Origin of the sequence: Donghicola tyrosinivorans (genome assembly GCF_003003355.1) — a bacterium.
GTDB lineage: Bacteria > Pseudomonadota > Alphaproteobacteria > Rhodobacterales > Rhodobacteraceae > Donghicola > Donghicola tyrosinivorans.
In genome coordinates this window covers 119071-136561 of the sequence record NZ_PVTQ01000013.1, presented here as the reverse complement: position 1 = coordinate 136561, position 17491 = coordinate 119071, and the positions used below count along the sequence as shown (strand labels likewise).

General features: G+C 61.4%; 18 protein-coding genes and 2 pseudogenes. 11 read left to right on the top strand and 9 right to left on the bottom strand.

All coding sequences use genetic code 11. The annotated features are described in order from the left end of the window. Both CLV74_RS16890 and CLV74_RS16885 read right to left on the bottom strand, forming a co-directional pair. A pseudogene (locus tag CLV74_RS16890) lies at positions 1-316 on the bottom strand (hypothetical protein); the annotation flags it as partial. Between the two features lie 88 nt (positions 317-404). Next, positions 405-847, bottom strand: a pseudogene (locus tag CLV74_RS16885) (IS5 family transposase); the annotation flags it as partial. A gap of 168 nt (positions 848-1015) precedes the next feature. On the opposite strand from CLV74_RS16885, the gene CLV74_RS22600 reads away from it, so the two are divergent. From CLV74_RS22600 to CLV74_RS16845, 9 genes are all read left to right on the top strand, one after another. Beyond that, entirely contained in the window at positions 1016-1204 is a 189-nt protein-coding gene (locus CLV74_RS22600; RefSeq protein WP_146134973.1) for a hypothetical protein, read from the top strand. A 63-nt stretch (positions 1205-1267) separates the two neighbouring features. Beyond that, complete coding sequence (gene napF, locus CLV74_RS16880) at positions 1268-1777, top strand: ferredoxin-type protein NapF (RefSeq protein ID WP_106267088.1); 510 nt, start codon at positions 1268-1270, stop codon at positions 1775-1777. Further along, positions 1774-2049 carry a chaperone NapD gene (locus CLV74_RS16875; protein WP_106267086.1) on the top strand — a complete coding sequence of 92 codons (276 nt, stop codon included), beginning with the start codon at positions 1774-1776 and terminating at the stop codon, positions 2047-2049. The genes napF and CLV74_RS16875 overlap by 4 nt, the downstream gene beginning before the upstream one ends. Position 2050: 1 nt before the next feature. Further along, positions 2051-4543 (top strand): nitrate reductase catalytic subunit NapA, encoded by a 2493-nt coding sequence (gene napA, locus CLV74_RS16870; protein WP_106267084.1) that lies wholly within the window; start codon positions 2051-2053, stop codon positions 4541-4543. Positions 4544-4583: 40 nt separating this feature from the next. Continuing rightward, positions 4584-5402 (top strand): ferredoxin-type protein NapG, encoded by an 819-nt coding sequence (gene napG, locus CLV74_RS16865; RefSeq protein WP_106267082.1) that lies wholly within the window; start codon positions 4584-4586, stop codon positions 5400-5402. Beyond that, positions 5399-6310, top strand: a complete 912-nt coding sequence (gene napH, locus CLV74_RS16860; RefSeq protein ID WP_106267080.1) for a quinol dehydrogenase ferredoxin subunit NapH — start codon at positions 5399-5401, stop codon at positions 6308-6310. The genes napG and napH overlap by 4 nt, the downstream gene beginning before the upstream one ends. Before the next feature lie 22 nt (positions 6311-6332). Continuing rightward, positions 6333-6773 (top strand): nitrate reductase cytochrome c-type subunit, encoded by a 441-nt coding sequence (locus tag CLV74_RS16855; protein WP_106267078.1) that lies wholly within the window; start codon positions 6333-6335, stop codon positions 6771-6773. Positions 6774-6793: 20 nt separating this feature from the next. Then, on the top strand, positions 6794-7498 hold the full coding sequence (locus CLV74_RS16850) for a NapC/NirT family cytochrome c (RefSeq protein ID WP_106267076.1): 705 nt from the start codon (positions 6794-6796) through the stop codon (positions 7496-7498). Between the two features lie 54 nt (positions 7499-7552). Continuing rightward, entirely contained in the window at positions 7553-7825 is a 273-nt protein-coding gene (locus CLV74_RS16845) for a hypothetical protein (protein ID WP_106267074.1), read from the top strand. Positions 7826-7918: 93 nt separating this feature from the next. Here the strand turns inward: CLV74_RS16845 and CLV74_RS16840 are convergent, their stop codons facing one another. Together CLV74_RS16840 and CLV74_RS16835 are read right to left on the bottom strand one after the other, a co-directional pair. After that, positions 7919-8428 (bottom strand): DUF2478 domain-containing protein, encoded by a 510-nt coding sequence (locus tag CLV74_RS16840; RefSeq protein WP_106267072.1) that lies wholly within the window; start codon positions 8426-8428, stop codon positions 7919-7921. Position 8429: 1 nt separating this feature from the next. Then, positions 8430-9677: a molybdopterin molybdotransferase MoeA gene (locus tag CLV74_RS16835; RefSeq protein WP_106267070.1), complete on the bottom strand. Its 1248-nt coding sequence runs from the start codon at positions 9675-9677 to the stop codon at positions 8430-8432. A gap of 165 nt (positions 9678-9842) precedes the next feature. Here CLV74_RS16835 and CLV74_RS16830 point away from each other — a divergent pair, with 165 nt between their 5' ends. Then, on the top strand, positions 9843-10541 hold the full coding sequence (locus CLV74_RS16830) for a Crp/Fnr family transcriptional regulator (protein WP_106267068.1): 699 nt from the start codon (positions 9843-9845) through the stop codon (positions 10539-10541). Between the two features lie 9 nt (positions 10542-10550). Here CLV74_RS16830 and CLV74_RS16825 read toward each other — a convergent pair whose 3' ends face one another. Then, positions 10551-11750 carry an NnrS family protein gene (locus CLV74_RS16825; protein WP_106267066.1) on the bottom strand — a complete coding sequence of 400 codons (1200 nt, stop codon included), beginning with the start codon at positions 11748-11750 and terminating at the stop codon, positions 10551-10553. A gap of 358 nt (positions 11751-12108) precedes the next feature. On the opposite strand from CLV74_RS16825, the gene CLV74_RS16820 reads away from it, so the two are divergent. Then, on the top strand, positions 12109-13251 hold the full coding sequence (locus tag CLV74_RS16820) for an exonuclease domain-containing protein (protein ID WP_106267065.1): 1143 nt from the start codon (positions 12109-12111) through the stop codon (positions 13249-13251). Between the two features lie 46 nt (positions 13252-13297). On the opposite strand, the gene CLV74_RS16815 is transcribed toward CLV74_RS16820, so the two are convergent. The 4 genes from CLV74_RS16815 to CLV74_RS16800 all read right to left on the bottom strand — a co-directional run bounded on the left by CLV74_RS16815 (position 13298) and on the right by CLV74_RS16800 (position 17349). Continuing rightward, positions 13298-14323, bottom strand: coding sequence for an AbrB family transcriptional regulator (locus CLV74_RS16815; protein WP_106267063.1), 1026 nt, complete (start codon positions 14321-14323; stop codon positions 13298-13300). Next, positions 14320-15822: a tripartite tricarboxylate transporter permease gene (locus CLV74_RS16810; protein WP_106267061.1), complete on the bottom strand. Its 1503-nt coding sequence runs from the start codon at positions 15820-15822 to the stop codon at positions 14320-14322. The genes CLV74_RS16815 and CLV74_RS16810 overlap by 4 nt, the downstream gene beginning before the upstream one ends. Then, positions 15822-16289, bottom strand: coding sequence for a tripartite tricarboxylate transporter TctB family protein (locus tag CLV74_RS16805; protein ID WP_106267059.1), 468 nt, complete (start codon positions 16287-16289; stop codon positions 15822-15824). The genes CLV74_RS16810 and CLV74_RS16805 overlap by 1 nt, the downstream gene beginning before the upstream one ends. 94 nt (positions 16290-16383) lie before the next feature. Next, positions 16384-17349 (bottom strand): Bug family tripartite tricarboxylate transporter substrate binding protein, encoded by a 966-nt coding sequence (locus CLV74_RS16800; protein WP_106267057.1) that lies wholly within the window; start codon positions 17347-17349, stop codon positions 16384-16386. Positions 17350-17491 lie beyond the last annotated feature (142 nt).

The window sequence follows — 17491 nt, the reverse complement described above, 5'->3', positions numbered from 1 at the left end:
TCGGGCGAATAAGGCTTCGTGGTTCTTTGCTTTCTATGTTCCATAACAGGCAATTCTCCGAGAGTTTTGCCCTCCGGTAAAGACGGGGCGGTTCAATCAGCTGAACCTCGTGTCCAAGAGCTTCCATCTCATGGACCCAAAAATGTGCGCTGCCGCACGCTTCGAAGATCACCATGCTGGGCTCTTGCTGCGCCATGAACGCGGGGAATTGCTTTCGCGTCAGTTTCTTGCGGAACTGGACCTCCCCCGTACGAAGGGCACCATGAACTTGAAAAACTGCCTTTGCCAGATCGACCCCGATCATCATATTCTTCATCTCGCCGTCCTCCTTTGCGCGTGGCGTTGAACACCACGACCTTGGCACATTGCGATGCCGTCTAGGGAGGGCGGCAACCACTCCATCTGACGGGACCGGTAGTGAGGAACAGGTCGATCGGACGGCCTTGGCTGTCGCAGATGGCGTGCAATTTAGTGTTCATACCGCCCTTGGTTCTGCCGATCAGGCGCCCACGCCCCCCTTTTTGACGCCCAAACTGGACGCAGTACGATGGGCTTTCAAATAAGTTGCATCAATCATCACAGTCGTCTCCTCGCCGTGCTCAGCGGCCAGCCCCGCCATGATCCGAGCGAAGACACCCCGGTCGCTCCACCGCTTCCAACGGTTGTAGAGCGTCTTGTGCGGGCCATACTCTCTTGGCGCGTCACGCCACCGCAAGCCGTTGCGATTGATGAAGATAATGCCGCTCAGGACCCGCCGGTCGTCGACCCGGGGTCTGCCGTGTGACTTCGGGAAGTAAGGCTCCAGACGCGCCATTTGCGCATTACTCAACCAGAAAAGATCAGACATGCTCACCGCTCGTTTTCGAACGGTGAATCATGCGCGACGAACCAAATCAATGGGTCCTGACCCTAGCCAGCTTCTGTCGGGCTTACGCCCAAAAACAGGCAATGTAATGCAAAGTAATTCTTGCCTTGGAACGGGCCGTCTTGGGCAAAGAAGGGGACAGTCGCTTCTTTGTTTGGACTGATCGACCGCTTTGGCAAACCGTGCTGTTATCTTGCGCCTGAAGCTGATCATCGGGCCAAGAGTGGCGGCGTCAAACCGGAAATCTGGATTATGGCGACTTTGGGTGAAAGCACAGTTTATGCGTGTGCTCTCACCATTCATATTCTGGAAAATTTATGTGTTATGCAAATGATTTAAGTCAAGTTGCATAAAAAATAGGCAGTTTACGAAGGCATTGTTTCCAGCAAGCCGGTGCAAGCTATGGATGTCAGTGTCGCAAGGCGAAATTTTCTGAGGGGGCAGTTCAAACAGGCCTCTCTTACGTTCATGCACCCCCCTGGGGCGCAACCGACGTTCGCAGATTTATGCGACCGCTGCGGGGCATGCGCGCGCGCCTGTCCCACCGGCATCATCCGGCTGGATGAACAAAACTTGCCGCAGATCGATTTCACCAAAGGCGCATGTGATTTCTGCGGTGACTGTGCGGCGGCCTGCCCGACCGGCGCATTGCTGAAAGACGACATCGCGAACTGGCCGTGGCGCGCCGAGATCACCGGCGCGTGCCTGTCGATGAAAGGCACCGCCTGCCGCGCTTGCGAAGATGCCTGCGAGGCCCGCGCCATCCGTTTCACGCTCTTGCCGCAAGGCCGCGCGGTTCCGGTGCTTGACGAAAGTCAATGCTCGGGCTGCGGCGAGTGCGCATTTACTTGTCCGACCCAAGCCGTCCGTTTCACACGTCCGGCCCCTGCGGAAAGGGAGAGAACACTATGAACATCTGTGGATGCCTGATCCATATTTCGCAGGACAAGCTTTATGCCGCCCGCGCCCAAATGGAGGTGACCGACGGGGTCGAGGTGCATGCCGCCACCGACCAAGGCCGCCTTGTCGTGGTGGTTGAGGATACGCCGGACAAGCGGGCCTCGGACATCATCATGGACCTTCACCAGATACCGGGCGTGATCTCGCTATCGCTCAATTACCACCATTTCGAAGACCTCGCCGTGCCTTCCGCGCGGGAACTGGTCGCTCAGCCGGAGATTTGACATGACCATCTCGGAATCCCGCCGCAATTTCCTGAAAGCCTCGGCTGCGGCCAGCACTGCAGCCGCCGCTGGCTTGACCTTGCCCAATGCCGTCAGCGCCCAAGCCGCCGGTGATGCCGGTATCCGCTGGGACAAAGCGCCCTGCCGCTTTTGCGGGACGGGCTGTTCGGTTCTGGTCGGCACCAAAGAGGGCCGCGTCGTCGCCACGCAGGGCGATCCCGAAGCGCCTGTGAACCGCGGTCTGAACTGCATCAAAGGCTATTTCCTGTCCAAGATCATGTACGGACAGGACCGTCTGACCACGCCGCTCTTGCGCAAGACCAACGGCGTTTACGACAAGAACGGCGAGTTCGAACCCGTGTCGTGGGACGAAGCCTTCGACGTCATGGCGCAAAAGTGGAAAGAGGCACTGGCCAAGAAAGGCCCGACCAGTGTCGGCATGTTCGGCAGTGGCCAGTGGACCGTCTGGGAAGGCTATGCCGCCGCCAAGCTGATGAAGGCCGGCTTCCGGTCCAACAACATCGACCCCAACGCGCGGCACTGTATGGCCTCTGCTGTGGTGGGCTTCATGCGGGCCTTCGGCATTGATGAGCCGATGGGCTGTTATGACGATCTAGAGCACGCGGATACCTTCGTGCTTTGGGGATCGAACATGGCGGAGATGCACCCGATCCTGTGGTCGCGTCTGACCGACACCCGCCTGACCAAACCGGGCGCAGAGGTGCATGTGCTGTCCACCTATGAGCACCGCTCGTTCGAGCTGGCTGACAACGGCATGGTGTTCAATCCCCAGTCCGATCTGGCGATCCTGAACTACATCGCCAACTACATCATCCAGAATGATGCGGTGAACTGGGACTTCGTGAACAAGCACGTCAACTTTACCCGCACCGACACCGATATCGGCTATGGCCTGCGCCCCGAACACGAATTGCAGCAAGCTGCCGCCAATCCGGACTCGGGCAAGCTGTCGCCGATGACCTTTGACGAATATGCCGCCTCGGTCGCGGAATATACCGTTGAAAAAGCGTCGGAAATCTCTGGCGTGCCGGTCGCGCAGCTGGAACGTCTGGCGCAGCAATACGCTGACCCCAAGCGCAAGGTCATGTCCCTGTGGACCATGGGCTTTAACCAGCACACCCGCGGGTCGTGGGTGAATGGTCTGATGTACAACGTCCACTTGCTGGTGGGTAAGATTTCCGAGCCCGGAAACTCGCCCTTCTCGCTGACCGGACAGCCCTCGGCCTGTGGTACGGCCCGTGAGGTTGGCACCTTTGCCCACCGTTTGCCCGCCGACATGGTCGTGGCCAACGATGCGCACCGCGAGATTTGTGAAACCGCTTGGGGCATTCCCGCAGGAACCATCCCGCCCAAGCCGGGTTTTCACGCGGTCTTGCAGAACCGGATGCTGAAAGACGGGGTGCTGAACGCCTATTGGGTGCAGTGCAACAACAACATGCAAGCCGCCCCCAACATGAACGAAGAGGGCTTTCCCGGCTATCGCAACCCCGAGAACTTCATCGCCGTGTCGGACCCCTACCCCACCGTCACGGCTATGGCCGCCGACCTGATCCTGCCCACGGCCATGTGGGTGGAAAAAGAGGGCGCCTACGGCAACGCCGAACGCCGCACCCAGTTCTGGCGTCAGCAGGTGGATGCCCCCGGCGAGGCGCGCTCGGATCTGTGGCAGGTAATGGAATTCGCCAAACGCTTCACCGTCGAAGAGGCGTGGGGCGAAGAGCTGCTGTCGCAAAAGCCTGAACTGGCGGGCAAGACCCTGTACGAAGTGCTGTTCGAGAACGGCAAGGTCAACGCCTACCCGTTGGCGGAAACCGCCGAAGGGTTCAACAATCAGGAATCCACGCACTTTGGCTATTACGTCCAGAAGGGCCTGTTTGAGGAATACGCCGACTTTGGCCGTCACCACGGTCACGATCTGGCACCCTTTGACACCTACCATCAGGCACGCGGTCTGCGCTGGCCCGTGGTCGATGGAAAAGAGACCCTCTACCGCTTCCGCGAAGGCTACGATCCCTATGTGGCCGAAGGCGCAGGCGTGCAGTTCTATGGCAAGCCCGATGGCAAGGCGAACATCATCTTTGCCCCCTATGAGCCTGCCGCAGAGGCGCCCGATGAGGAATTTGATCTGTGGCTCTGCACGGGCCGCGTGCTGGAACATTGGCACTCGGGCTCGATGACACGGCGGGTGCCTGAACTGCACCGTGCCTTCCCCTCGGCGGTGGTCTTTATGCACCCCGATGACGCCAAGGATCGCGGCCTGCGCCGCGGGCAAGAGATCATGATCTCGACCCGCCGCGGCGAGATGCTGAGCCGCGTGGAAACACGGGGCCGGAACAAGCCGCCGCGCGGTCTGGTCTTTGTGCCGTGGTTCGATGAGGGCCAGCTGATCAACAAGCTGACACTGGATGCCACCTGCCCGCTGTCCAAGGAAACGGACTTCAAAAAATGCGCCTGCAAGGTCGAGCGCGCCTGACGCGCCCGATCCAACGCCAGCTTTGATCAGGATGTGACCGATGCCCGCCGCCAACCCTTCCACACAGGCTGACCGCCGCCGCTTTCTGGTGAATGCGGCGCGGATGGCGGGTGGCTGCGCGGTGGCGGGCGGTTTGCTGTCCTGGCTGGCTCATGACGCCCGCGCTTTGCCAGCGCAGGCGTTGCGCCCGCCCGGCGCACTGGATGAGGCCGACTTTCTGGCCGCCTGCATCCGCTGCGGCCTGTGCGTGCGAGATTGTCCCTATGACACGCTTTCGCTTGCTGAACTTGGGGCAGACGGACCTGCCACCGGCACGCCGTTCTTCACGGCCCGCGATGTCCCCTGCGAGATGTGCGATGACATTCCTTGTGTTGCCGCCTGCCCTACAGGGGCGCTGGATAAGGGGCTGACCAACATCGACGATGCCAGGATGGGCACCGCCGTTCTGGTCGATCAGGAAAACTGCCTGAACTTTCTGGGGCTGCGCTGCGATGTTTGCTATCGGGTCTGCCCCGTCATTGATGAGGCGATCACCCTTGAGCTGTCACACAATGACCGTTCGGGCCATCACGCGATCTTCGCGCCAACGGTCCATGCGGACCGCTGCACCGGCTGCGGCATGTGTGAAAAAAGCTGCGTCCTGCCCGAAGCCGCGATCAAAGTTCTGCCCGTGCGGCTGGCCCGTGGCGCCTCGGCCGAGCATTACCGCAAGGGCTGGGAAGAGCTTGAGCAGAACGGCGCCCCGCTGGTTGACGGGATCATTGACCTGCCGGACCGTTTGCCCGGCCCCGGCACTGACAATCTGGCGACGCCGGGCGGCTTTGCCCCTGTGTTCACCCTGCCGGAGTCCGGACAATGAGCGCAAAAACAAAACTGCCCACCGGACAAGAGGCCATCGCCGTCAAAGGCTGGATCGGCGCGCATAAGTGGCTGCTGCTGCGCCGTGCCTCTCAAGTGTTTTTCTTGGCGCTTTTCCTGCTGGGTCCGTGGTTCGGGATCTGGTGGGTCAGCGGCACACTGGCCGGATCGCGCACCTTCGGGGTTCTGCCGCTGACCGATCCGCTGGTCATGGCCCAAAGCCTTCTAGCCGGTCATAGGCCAGAACTGACAGCGCTGACCGGCGCGGTGATCGTGTTGGCGGTCTACGCGCTGATCGGCGGGCGGGTCTATTGTTCGTGGGTCTGCCCGATCAATCCGGTCACCGATGCGGCCCACTGGCTGCATGACCGTCTGGGCCTGCCCAAAGGCTGGCAACCCAAGCGCCACACCCGCCTGTGGGTGCTGGGGATGGTGCTGCTGGTCTCGGCCCTGACCGGCGTCATCGCGTGGGAGGTGGTGAACCCAATCACCATGCTGCATCGGGGTCTGGTCTTTGGCATGGGCGCCACATGGGGGCTGGTTGCGGCGATCTTTCTGTTCGACCTGCTGGTCGCCCGTCGCGGCTGGTGCGGACATTTGTGTCCCGTGGGCGCGTTCTACGGGCTGGTGGGGGCCAAGTCCCTGGTGCGGGTCTCGGCGCGGCAACGGTCTGCCTGTGATGACTGCATGGATTGCTTTGCGGTCTGCCCTGAAAACCACGTCATTTCCCCTGCCTTGCGGGGCAAACAGGGCGACACGCCCCTGATCCTGTCGCCCGACTGTACCAATTGTGGACGCTGCATCGACGTTTGTTCGGTGGACGTTTTCACCTTCACCCACCGTTTCGACGACAGGCTGTCAGAGCCCGGCGATACGGCCACGCCAAACGTCGCGGACAAAGCCGCATGAACGACAACCACGGAGAATTTAGATGAAATTTCTGGTGATAACGGGTCTCTCCGGCCTTGCCTCCACACTTGCCTTTGTCGGCATCGTAGCAGCCCAACAAGCCGGAGACGTGAAGAGCCTGCGCAATGATCCCTTGGACGTGACCAACGCGATCGAGGACATCTACCAGCAGAACGAAGGGCGCGCGGCGCGGAACTACCGGCAGCAACCGCCGATCATTCCCCACTCGATGGAGCAGTACCAGATCGACCTGCGCACCAACCAGTGTCTGACCTGTCACGACTGGAGCAACGCCGGTGAGCGCGGCGCACCGACCCTGTCGATGACGCACTATCTGGACCGCAACGGCACCCAGCTGGACACGGTTTCGGGCACCCGCTGGTTCTGCAACCAGTGCCACGTTCCGCAGGCCGATGCGCCCGCGCTGGTGGATAACGTTTTCAAGCCGTCCAGCACCCGCTGACCCATCCAAGGAGACAGACAATGGCTGATCCAAACAACGGCGGGCCGGTGCGCAAACGCGGTCTCGCGCGGCTCTGGGACATCATCTGGAGTCCCACCTCGGTCATGAGCGTCGGCTTTCTGCTGATCGCCGGCTTTATTGGCGGGGTTCTGTTCTGGGGCGGGTTCAACTGGTCGCTGGAACTGACCAACACCGAGGAATTCTGCGTGTCCTGTCACACGATGGAAACCAACCTTGGCGAATACCGCGAGACGGTCCATTACAACAACCATTCAGGCGTGCGGGCGATCTGCTCTGACTGCCACGTTCCCCATGAATGGCAGTACAAGATGAAGGCCAAAATCATGGCCGTCAAAGACGTGTACCATGAGATAGCGGGCACCATCTCGACCCCCGAGAAATACGAAGAGCGTCGCTTGGAGATGGCGGCAGCAGTCTGGAAGAAGATGAAGGCCAGTGACAGCCGCGAATGCCGCAACTGTCACGCGTTCGAATACATGGACTTCACCATGCAAGAGACCCGCGCTGCCGACAATCACCAGCTTGCCATCGACACCAACATGACCTGTATCGATTGTCACCAAGGGATCGCCCACGATTTGGCCCCCGGCTACATGGAAGAATACAAGCATGTGGTTGATACGCTGGCTGGCACCGCTCCGGCCCGTGACGGCTCCATCGATGTGGCGCAGATCAAAACCTACCTCGGCCTTTCGGCTGACTAAGGCCCAAGGGGCGCGGGCATTCCCATGCCCCGCCCACATAGAAAGGGACAAAGAATGCTTAGTGTATTGGATCTTGTTGGCACCATCGGCGGTGCTGTGCTGGGGCTGCCCGGTCTGGTGGGGATCGCTTTTGGAATGATGACGCGCAAACCCTTGGTGGCGCTGGTGCTGGGGGCCGCTGTCGGGGTTCTTGCGCCGGTCCTGCTGGGAGGCTCTCATTCAACCGACGTTCCGATAACCACGCTTGAGATGGCGATCTCGGTGGTGATCGGCGTGCTGGCCGCGCAGGTGGGCTGCGTGATCCGGCGGCGGGGCGCGACGGTCTAACCGCCGCTTCCCGCAGGTTTCGGCACTGTGCCGAAAAGCAAAACGGGCCTCTTTTCAGAGGCCCGTTTTACGTTGTCCGAAGCTATGTCCACCTTAGGCGGGAACCGGCGCGGTCATCCAGTCGTAAAGCAGCGCGGTATCGGCCTCTAGCCGCGTGGCCATACCGCCCGCATAAGCCAGAAAGTCGTCATGGTTCAGTTGGTTAACTGCGGTCAGAACGGGAATGCCCCTCTCGATCGCTTTGGCAAAGGCATCGCACATCCCGCGCCTCTGACATTCCTGCGCCCCGAATTTGTTGATGATCAGCGCGTCCGCCCCGTCATCCAAAGCACGGACCACCCAAGCCGAGGCATCCTCAAGCGAGGCAGGGTCCAACCGGCATCCCCGCGACCCGCTGCCTAATTGCTGCGCGATAGCGATCTGCGGGCCTACAGGCAGAACCGCCAGATCCATATCGCAAGGATGATCGCTGTCATCGGGCGCACGGCACTGGATAAGTCCCGCCACAGTCCGCCCGTCCGCGTGCAGCCGCGCCGCAAGGTCCGACAGGGCAGCATCTGCCGCGCCGCGCTGGGTCGAAAGAATATAGCCAAAGCGGATCATGTCAGGCTCCTTGTGGGAAGGGGATAAAATCAACTGGTGCACCGGTTGGCAGGGTTGTGACGTCCGCAGGGATGATCACGCATCCGCCGGCATCTAGCAACGGCGACATGCGCCCCGAATGCACAGTGCCACCGATAGTTACAGTCATAGAACGGCGGTCCAGACTGGCAGGCCGGACCTCGGCCCGACCGGACGAGCGTACGATGGTGTTCGCCGCCCGCAGGTTCTGCCGAAAATCCTGTGAGGCTGCGCCCGAAAGCCCCGCCAGCACCGGCAATCCCAGAAGGAGGAACGTCACAAAGGCCGACATCGGATTGCCCGGCAGGCCGATCCAGCAAGCATCCCCGATATGGCCCAAAGTCACCGGCTTGACCGGTTTCAACGCGACCGAGGGCACCGTGACCCGCGCGCCCATTGCCTGAACTGCCGCCCGCATGTGATCTTCTTCGCCCACAGACACGCCGCCAGAGGTGATAATCAAATCCGCATGAGCCAAGGCAGTGGTCAGAGCCGCCATATGGGCGGCCAGCGTGTCAGCCACATGCTCTTGCATCACCAGTTGCGCGCCGTGTTGGGCCAGCAATGCACTGAGCATAGGTGTGTTCACATCGTTGATCTGACCGGCTCTCAGGGTGCTGCCCGCAGGCCGCACCTCATCGCCCGTGGTCAGCAGCGCCACGCGCACTTGCCTGCGCACGGACACCCGATCAATTCCAGCAGAGGCCGCCACCGCAATCGCCCGCGCGGTCATCTGCGTGCCTGCCGCCAGCACCTCTTGGCCTGCCGCGATCTCTTCACCTGCATGGCGAATATTGCTGCCCACAGGGGGCAAGTTGTGGAAGGTCACGGTTTGGTCGTCATAGGTGGCGTTCTCTTGCATCACCACCGTATCGGCCCCCATAGGAATGGGTGCGCCCGTGAAAATCCGTGCGGCTGTGCCGGGCAAAAGCGGCGCGGCTTCCGCCCCCGCAACAATCCTCTGGCTGATCGCAAGACGCCATCTGCCCACCTCTTTCAAACCATGCGACCTGATCGCAAACCCATCCATTGCCGAGGCCGCAAAGATCGGCACGTTGCCCGCCGCCAACACAGGCTGCGCCAGAACGCGTCCGCTGCTTTTACCAAGAGGAAGGGTTTCAAAACCGCTGACGGGTCGGGCCAATTGGCTTGCGGCGATCATGGCCTGCTCTAGCGGCATAGCCGAGCCAACCCCGCAACCGCAGGGGTCTTTTTCCAGAACTTGTCCCATGAAACCTCACGCACCAGACACAACGTTTATCCCGTCGTGTGTGGCCGAAAGCCCGTTCAAAGAACTTAACTTATGTCAAATTCTTGATAAAAAAGCTTAGAACTTAGGCATTGTCCCTTAAAGACACTGCTGCTTACAGAATGTAACCCGTTTCCGAGGTGACCCATGCTTTTACAAGATCGACGGATCGCGCAGTCTTCGCTGCTGCTTTCGGGCTTGGGCGCGGGTGTAACAGATGACATCCTTGCAGGCGCGCAGGTGCAAGACACCGCCCGCGCCAGCACGATCTTTCTTCAAGGTGATCCGGCTCGCAGGATTTTCATCGTACTGGACGGCTGGGTTAAACTCTACCGCATGACCCCCGCCGGGACCGAGGCTGTCGTGGGCGTCTTTACCCGCGGCCACAGCTTTGGCGAGGCGGTGGCCTTTCGCGGTGACCTCTACCCTGTCTCTGCCGAGGCCGTCACCGCCTGCCGACTTGTCAGCATCGATGCAGGGCACATTCTGGGGCAGATCCAGAAAACGCCAGAGATCGCGGTCTCGATCCTTGCGGCGACCTTCACCCACCTGCACGCGCTGGTTCAGCAGGTTGAGGGGCTGAAGGCCCGCACCGGCCCCCAGCGCGTGGCCGAGTTTCTGCTAGAGTTGGCCGATTGCCAATCGGGCACCTGCACGGTGCAGCTACCCTACGACAAAGTGCTGATCGCAGGCCGCTTGGGGATGAAGCCCGAAAGCCTGAGCCGCGCCTTTGCCAAGCTGCGCGAACACGGCGTCACCATCCGCAACAACAGTGCCGAGATCACCGATATGACCGCATTGGCCGCTTTCGTGGCCGAAGATCCTGCAAACGCATGGACCCGTTGAGACGGTAAGTTACTCGGCTGAAGGGGTGGCCAGTTTTGGGCCGGTAAAGACCGGATAGAGGCTAACCGAATACAGCAGAAACACCGCAATCCACATCAAGCCCGACAGCAGGATGTTGGCGTCATAGGTCTGCGGCCACATCTCGGCGCTGTAGCGCAGGAATGCGGTGACCGGCACCAACCCATAGGCAATCGCTAGCGCCTTGGGCGCGATCAGCGGCCTTCCCGAATGGCCCAAGGCCGCCCGCGACATCACGGCCAATGTCATGCCCGCGATCCCGCCGATGGACAGCACATGCAGGGCGGCGATCTCGGACCCCGTTCCCAAGGCTGCCAAACCCCACATCAACAGACCCGCACCCGTCGCCAGATAGGACAGGTGCAGCGTCCACAGGATTGGATAGGGCAGCGTCCAAAGGGGCCGCCAAAGGCTGGTACGGATCATCACCAGAACGCCTGCCAGCATTGCCGGAACCGCTGCATAGTGATCGCCCAAACCTGTCAGCAAGGCCAGAACAGTGGCAATTGCGCTGATGATACTGGCCGCCGCCAATGGCGCTGGATTGACGGGCAGTCCGGTTTCCCGACCGGTGCGTAGCATGGCATTGCGGGTAAAGGCAGGTGTCACCCGCCCGCCCAAGATGACAATCAACGCAGCCAGAGCCAGCACGCCCACACGCATCCCCCGCACGGAGGTATCTTCGGTCCAGCCAAGCCATTCCAGATGCATCATCAGGTTCCCGCTCCAGACCAAAGCGATCATGGTCAAAAGGATCATCTGCGGGGCTTTCGGGCGGCGCAGCAACAGCATCAGGATACGCAAGCCGACCGCAGGCAGCAGGGCCAGATCCACCAGAGCAACGACCCACACAGGCAAGGCACCCGATAGATACAGCGCCAAGCGCCCCGCCAGCCATAACCCCGAAACCGCTGCGAAATACATCTGCGAGGCGCCCTTGCTTTTGGTCCAGTTCGGCGCCGCCGTCAGCAAAAACCCAGCCACCGCAGCCGAACCGTAGCCGAAGATAAACTCGTGGGCGTGCCATTCAAACGGACTGATCGCTATCGAGGTGAACAGATCACCTTCCCCTGTACGCAGCAAAAGATGCGCCAGCCAAAGGGCCATACTGAAAAGGGCGAACAGCCCCGCGAGGAAAAAGAAAATCCGGTAGCCTGCGGAAAACAGCAAAGGAAGGGGACGGCGCGCCATTTGCGAACTCCTGATCGCATCTTTTGGCTGACGCTAGGGTCCGCCACGATCCAGCGCCTTGACTAAAATCAACGGGTGGCGTGGGGATGGGACCTGTGGGATCGGATGAGGTTTCAGACCCAAGCTACAAGCTCTTTCCTTTAGCCGACTTCGCAGAAGCTGCCGGTCTTTACGAGCGTTATTTGACGAAGGTTGTCTTGGGAGGCCCTGCGTAAGAAAACGAGCTGCCGGTTTTCCGGGGTGTGAAGTGTAGTAGGGTATGCGCAATGCTGCGTTCGGGGCGTCTGAGCGTGGCAACCAGCCGAAGCATTGTCTTTGGTCGCAACAAGAAACGTACGTAGAAAGAGCGAGAGACGATATGACCATCCCGACCGCCGCCCAGATTTTTGCTCTGCTGAAGAAGGCGGCACCGCGACCGACGTCCGAGGCGCCGCAGGATGCGTGCGGGATCTACGGGCTGTATGATCACACCGGAACCTTCTGCTACATCGGTGCGACGGCCTCGGGGGCCGAGACGTTTTACACGCGTATCCATCAGCAGCATCGCACAGGATCAGAGACCGGCCCTCATTATTTCGCGCGGGCTTACAACACTGGGCGCATGTGGCGGCAACCGGATGATCCTGTGACCAAGGCAGACGGAGACATCGCCAAGCGACTGCGGGACGAATTTATTGGTTTCTACTGCGCGGCAGTCTGGGTGCCGCTGCCTGATCATGCAGATATTGCAGCGCTTCAGGCCGAGGTGGTCGCGCTTGCTCCGGCAGAGATGGTGTCATGGAACCGTCGCGGGACCACCGAATATGACGAGCCGACAGAGTTGGTGGACGCGCTGGTCGAACGGCTGGCGCTTGGCGCCTATGAACGCGCTGCGCTTGGCCGCCAGCGGGACCGCGCCCGCACGACAGAACCTAGCGGCGCGGCGCTGGCCTCGGGGTTGCCGCCACTGCCCAAAGGCCCTTTCCGCTTTTTCGCGCTGGATGTTGAGACCGCCAACAGCGACCGCAGCAGCATTTGTCAGGTCGGGGTCGCCTGTGTGCGGCACGATCGGCAGATCGAGACGTGGGTGACGCTGGTAGACCCACAGACCGGACGCTGGCGCTTTAGCGATCTGCACGGCATTACCAACGCGATGGTGCAGGGTGCGCCAACCATTGATGTGGTGATCGACGGGCTGGACAGGCTGCTGGCGGGGCAGACGGTCTATCAGCATTCGGGTTTTGACCGCAGCGCAATTCGCGCCGCCTGCGCAGGTCTTGGCCGGTTAGAGCCCGAATGGGACTGGCTGAACAGCGTCAGTGTTGCGCGTCGGGCATGGCCCGAGCTGAGCGGGAACGGCGGCCACGGTTTGGCCTCGCTCAAGGCGTATCTGGGGTTGCGGTTTGAACACCACGACGCCGGTGAAGACGCCCGTGCCGCTGCAGAGGTGGTTCTGCTGGCAGAGCGTGGCATTTCTGGTGGTGTGGACAGATACGACGTTCTGGACGATGGTGATTATTGATTAGCCTTCTTACACGGCAGAGCTGTCGCTTGACTGGAAGCAGCTGTTAGCTGACAGCAGATTTGCGGCCCAGAAACAGCGGGACTAGCCCTACCAGAATGACGATCCGCGCGAAGTGATGGGCGGCTACATAGGCGGGATCATAGCCAAGGGCCAAGCCGATGGCGGCCATGGCCTCGACCCCGCCGGGGGCGAAGGCGACAAGGATCTCTCCCAACGGCAGGCCGGTCAGGGCGCGGGTGCCAAGGGCAAACAGCAATGAGACCACCGAGACCGTTCCCACCACCACAAGACCGGCGCTGAACAGGCGCAGGACGTCGCGCAGGCGGATGGCGTTCAGGCGGGTGCCGATGACCGCGCCGGTGATGCTAAAGGCCCCGAACACCAGCCACGGGGCGGCGCTGCCGTTCATAGCGCCCAAGGCGTGCAGTGTGGCGCTTAGAAACAGGCCGGTCATAAGGCAGGCGGTCGGCACTTTTAGCGCGGCTAACCAGCGGCCCATCGGCAAGCCAACGGCGATCAATAGGGCGACCGCCCAGAGGGGCATCACCGCATGAGGGGTCAGACCGGCAGCTTCTGGCACGCCGATCAGCGCGGCCACAGGCGGCACGCAGGTGACCAGCAACACCAGACGGATCAGTTGCAGCACCATGACGGTGGTGACATCGCCGCGCCCTTCGCTGGCCAAGGCGATTACATTGGACATAGTGCCAGGGGCGCTGGCCAGAACGGCGGTCTCATGGTCCAGCCCGTAAAGACGGCGCAGCAGCCAGACGCTGACCGCCATCGTGCTGACCAGCGACAGCACCAGCCCTCCAAGGCTTAGGGACCATTCGGGCAGCCGCGCCACGACCGAGGCGTCAATCCCCGCCCCAAGCGACAGGCCGATCAGCAAGAACGCCATATCCCGCGCCAGCATCGGCACGCGGGCCTTCAGCCCGAACGCGCCTGCGGCGGCCACGGCCAGAAGCGCTCCGATCAGGGCGCCTGCGGGAACGTGGAAAAGGGCAGCAACCGCCGCCCCTCCCAGTGCTACAACCAGCGTTGCAGCCGTATGCATGGTTTGGTTCATGCAGCAGCGACCTTTCGGGCGCGGCGGGCCAGCACCACGGGCACCAGAACCACCAACAGAGCCAGCAGGTAAAGCAGAACGCTCTTCCAGTTCTGGACCAGAATGCCCCAGTCCCCGCCAGAGATCGACAGTGCGCGGCGCAGGTTGTCCTCGAACAGACCCCCCAGCACAAAGCCAAGGATGATCGGGGCCAGACTGAAGTCCAGTTTCCGCAGGAACCAGCCAAAGACGCCAAGCATCGTGATCATGAACAGGTCATGGGGATTGCCGACGATGGTGTAGATGCCGATGAAGGCCAGCACCGCGATCAACGGGGTCAGATAGTGCTGGGGGATCGTCAGCATGCGGGCGAAAAGGCCCACCAGCGGCAGGTTGATCACCAGCAGGGCCACGTTCCCGATATACATCGAGGCCACCAGACCCCACGCCACTTCGGGGCGCTGCGCGAACATCATCGGGCCGGGCTGGATGTTGAACATCAGCAAGGCGCCTAGCAGGATCGCCGTGGTCCCAGATCCGGGAATCCCCAGCGTCAGCATCGGCACCATGGACCCGCCTGCTGCTGCGTTATTCGCTGCCTCGGGCGCTGCAAGACCGCGCACATCGCCGGTGCCAAAGGTGCCGTGGGTGTCCGAAATCCGCTTTTCCGTGCCATAGGCCACAGCCGAGGCGACCGAGGCGCCGGTGCCGGGCAGGATGCCGATAAAGAATCCGATGACCGAGGCGCGGGCGATGGTCCATTTGGTCTGTGCCAGATCGGCCATGCGCACAAAGCTGCGGTCCACGGGCAGGGACTTCAGCGTGCCCCGCGCTTGGTGTTCCACCAGTGAAAGCAGCTCGGCCATGCCGAAGAGTCCTACCACAACGATCAGAAAGTCGATGCCCGCCAGAATGTCGGGAATTCCAAAGGTATAACGGGCAACTCCGGTGTTGGCGTCAATGCCGATTGTCGCCAGCATCAGACCGATTGTGGCCCCCAGCAGGGTCTTCACCGTGCTTTTGCCCACCAGCGAGGCCAGCGAGGCGAATGCGAAAACCATCAGCGCCACATAATCCGCAGGCCCGAAGGTGACTGCGAATTTGGCCAGTGCAGGGGCGAACAGGGACATCAGGATCACCGCGAAGGTGCCGCCCACAAAGGACGCGACCGCCGATAGGGACAAGGCGCGGCCAGCCTCGCCGTTGCGGGCCATCGGGTTGCCGTCAAGGGTGGTCATCACCGCCCCCGCGTCCCCCGGCACGTTCAGCAGGATGGATGAAATCCGCCCGCCATATTCCGCGCCGTAGTAGATGCCCGCCAGCAGGATCAGCGCCGCTTCGGGCTGAAAGCCAAGACCGTAGGCGATGGGCAGCAGGATCGCGACGCCGTTGATCGGGCCAAGACCGGGCAGAGCGCCAATAAGGGTGCCCAGAAAGCAACCGACCAGCACCAGCATCAGGTTGAAAGGATCAAGCGCGACGGCAAAGCCCGTCGCCAGACCGGAAAGAACCGTATCCATCAGTTGCCCTCCTTGTTGAAGGTTTCCAGCAGGGCCTCGACCACCGCCCCTTCGGGCAGGTTCAGGTCCATGACCGTGACACACAGCAGCCAGCCCAGAACGCCTGCGGCCACGCCAAAGGCGACAGCGCCCCAACGCGGCGCACTAAGCATCAGGGCCATGATGGTGCCGAAGAGAATAGTGGCGATGACAAAGCCCAAGGGCTCGTACAGGCGCCCGTAGGCCAGCAGCAGCGCGACCGCCGCGCCAAGGCGGAACCATACGCTGCGGGTCAGGTCCATTGTCACGTCATCGGGCCGCCACAGGATATACAGCAGGCACAGAACGGCCACGATGGACAGGATCTGCGGCCAGCTTTCGGGTCCAAGGGGATCATATTGGAAGGGCGCACTGATGACGGTAAAGGCGATCACCGCGTAACCGATGGTCACCGCCAACAGGACGGCCGCAAAGATGCGGTCGGTCATGTAGAGCCTCATGTTTCTAAAGAAAAAGATGCGTGAATGCACCGAAAGGGCCGCCCCCTTTGACAAGGGGCAGCCCGTTTTTGGAACTGGCCGATTACTTGATCAGACCGGCTTCTGTCGCGATGGCGCGCAGCTCGTCCATTGTACCGTTGATCGAGGCGGTCAGCGCCTCGCCCGAGAGGTTCAGCGGCAAGAGGCCACGCTCGGCCTGAACGTTGGCGAAGGCGTCGGTGGCATAGGCGGCCTCAAAGGCGTCTACCCATGCCTGATAGTCGGCATCCGACACATCCTTGCCCATGTAGAAGCCGCGCATGATGGTCCATTCCACATCATAGCCCTGCTCTTTGGCGGTTGGGATCTGGTCAAAAGGCGCTGCCAGACGGTCGGGCGACAGGGTCGCCAGTACTTTCATCTCGCCGCTTTCCAGATAGGGAACCATTTCGCCCACATCGCCGGTGTAGACCTCGATCGAGCCGCCAAGCAGCGCGGCAATCGCATCGCCGCCGCCATCGAACGCCACATAGCGCATCTGCATCGGCGTGCCTCCTGCCTCGCGCATCAGCAGCGCGCCTTTCATCCAGTCTTGCGAGCCGACAGAGCCGCCCGCACCCACAACCACGCTTTGCGGGTCAGCGGCCAGATCATCCATCACGTCCTTGAGCGAGGCATATTCGCTGTCCGCCCGCACGACCACCGCGCCAAAGTCCGCGCCTGCGGTCCCCAGCCAGCGCACATCGTTTTCGTCAAACGCGCCGTATTTGCCCACGATGATGTTCAGCAGCGATCCGGTCGAGAACGCCACAATCGCCGAGCCGTCATCGGTGCGGTTGGTGTTGAACTGGTTGAACGCCACAGCGCCGATGCCGCCGGGCATGAAGGTGACCTGAACCGGCGCGGTCAGGTGGGGCTCAAGGCCGGTCTGCGCCACGCGGCAGGTCAGGTCAAATCCGCCACCGGGGTTGGCGGGGGCGATGCACTCGGGCTTGTCGATGGTGCTTTGGGCAAAGGCGGGTGCTGCAACGGCGCACGCCATGGCAGTGGCGAGATAAACGATTTTCATGATGTCCTCCCTGAAATCTCGGGCCCGATGGGGCCGTCGCGGGACCATGCGCGAAACCTGCTGAGCATTTCCTGACCCGAAACTGACAGGACGCTGACCTGCGGCGAAACAGGCGCAAATTGCTTTCGCGGATGTGGGACGC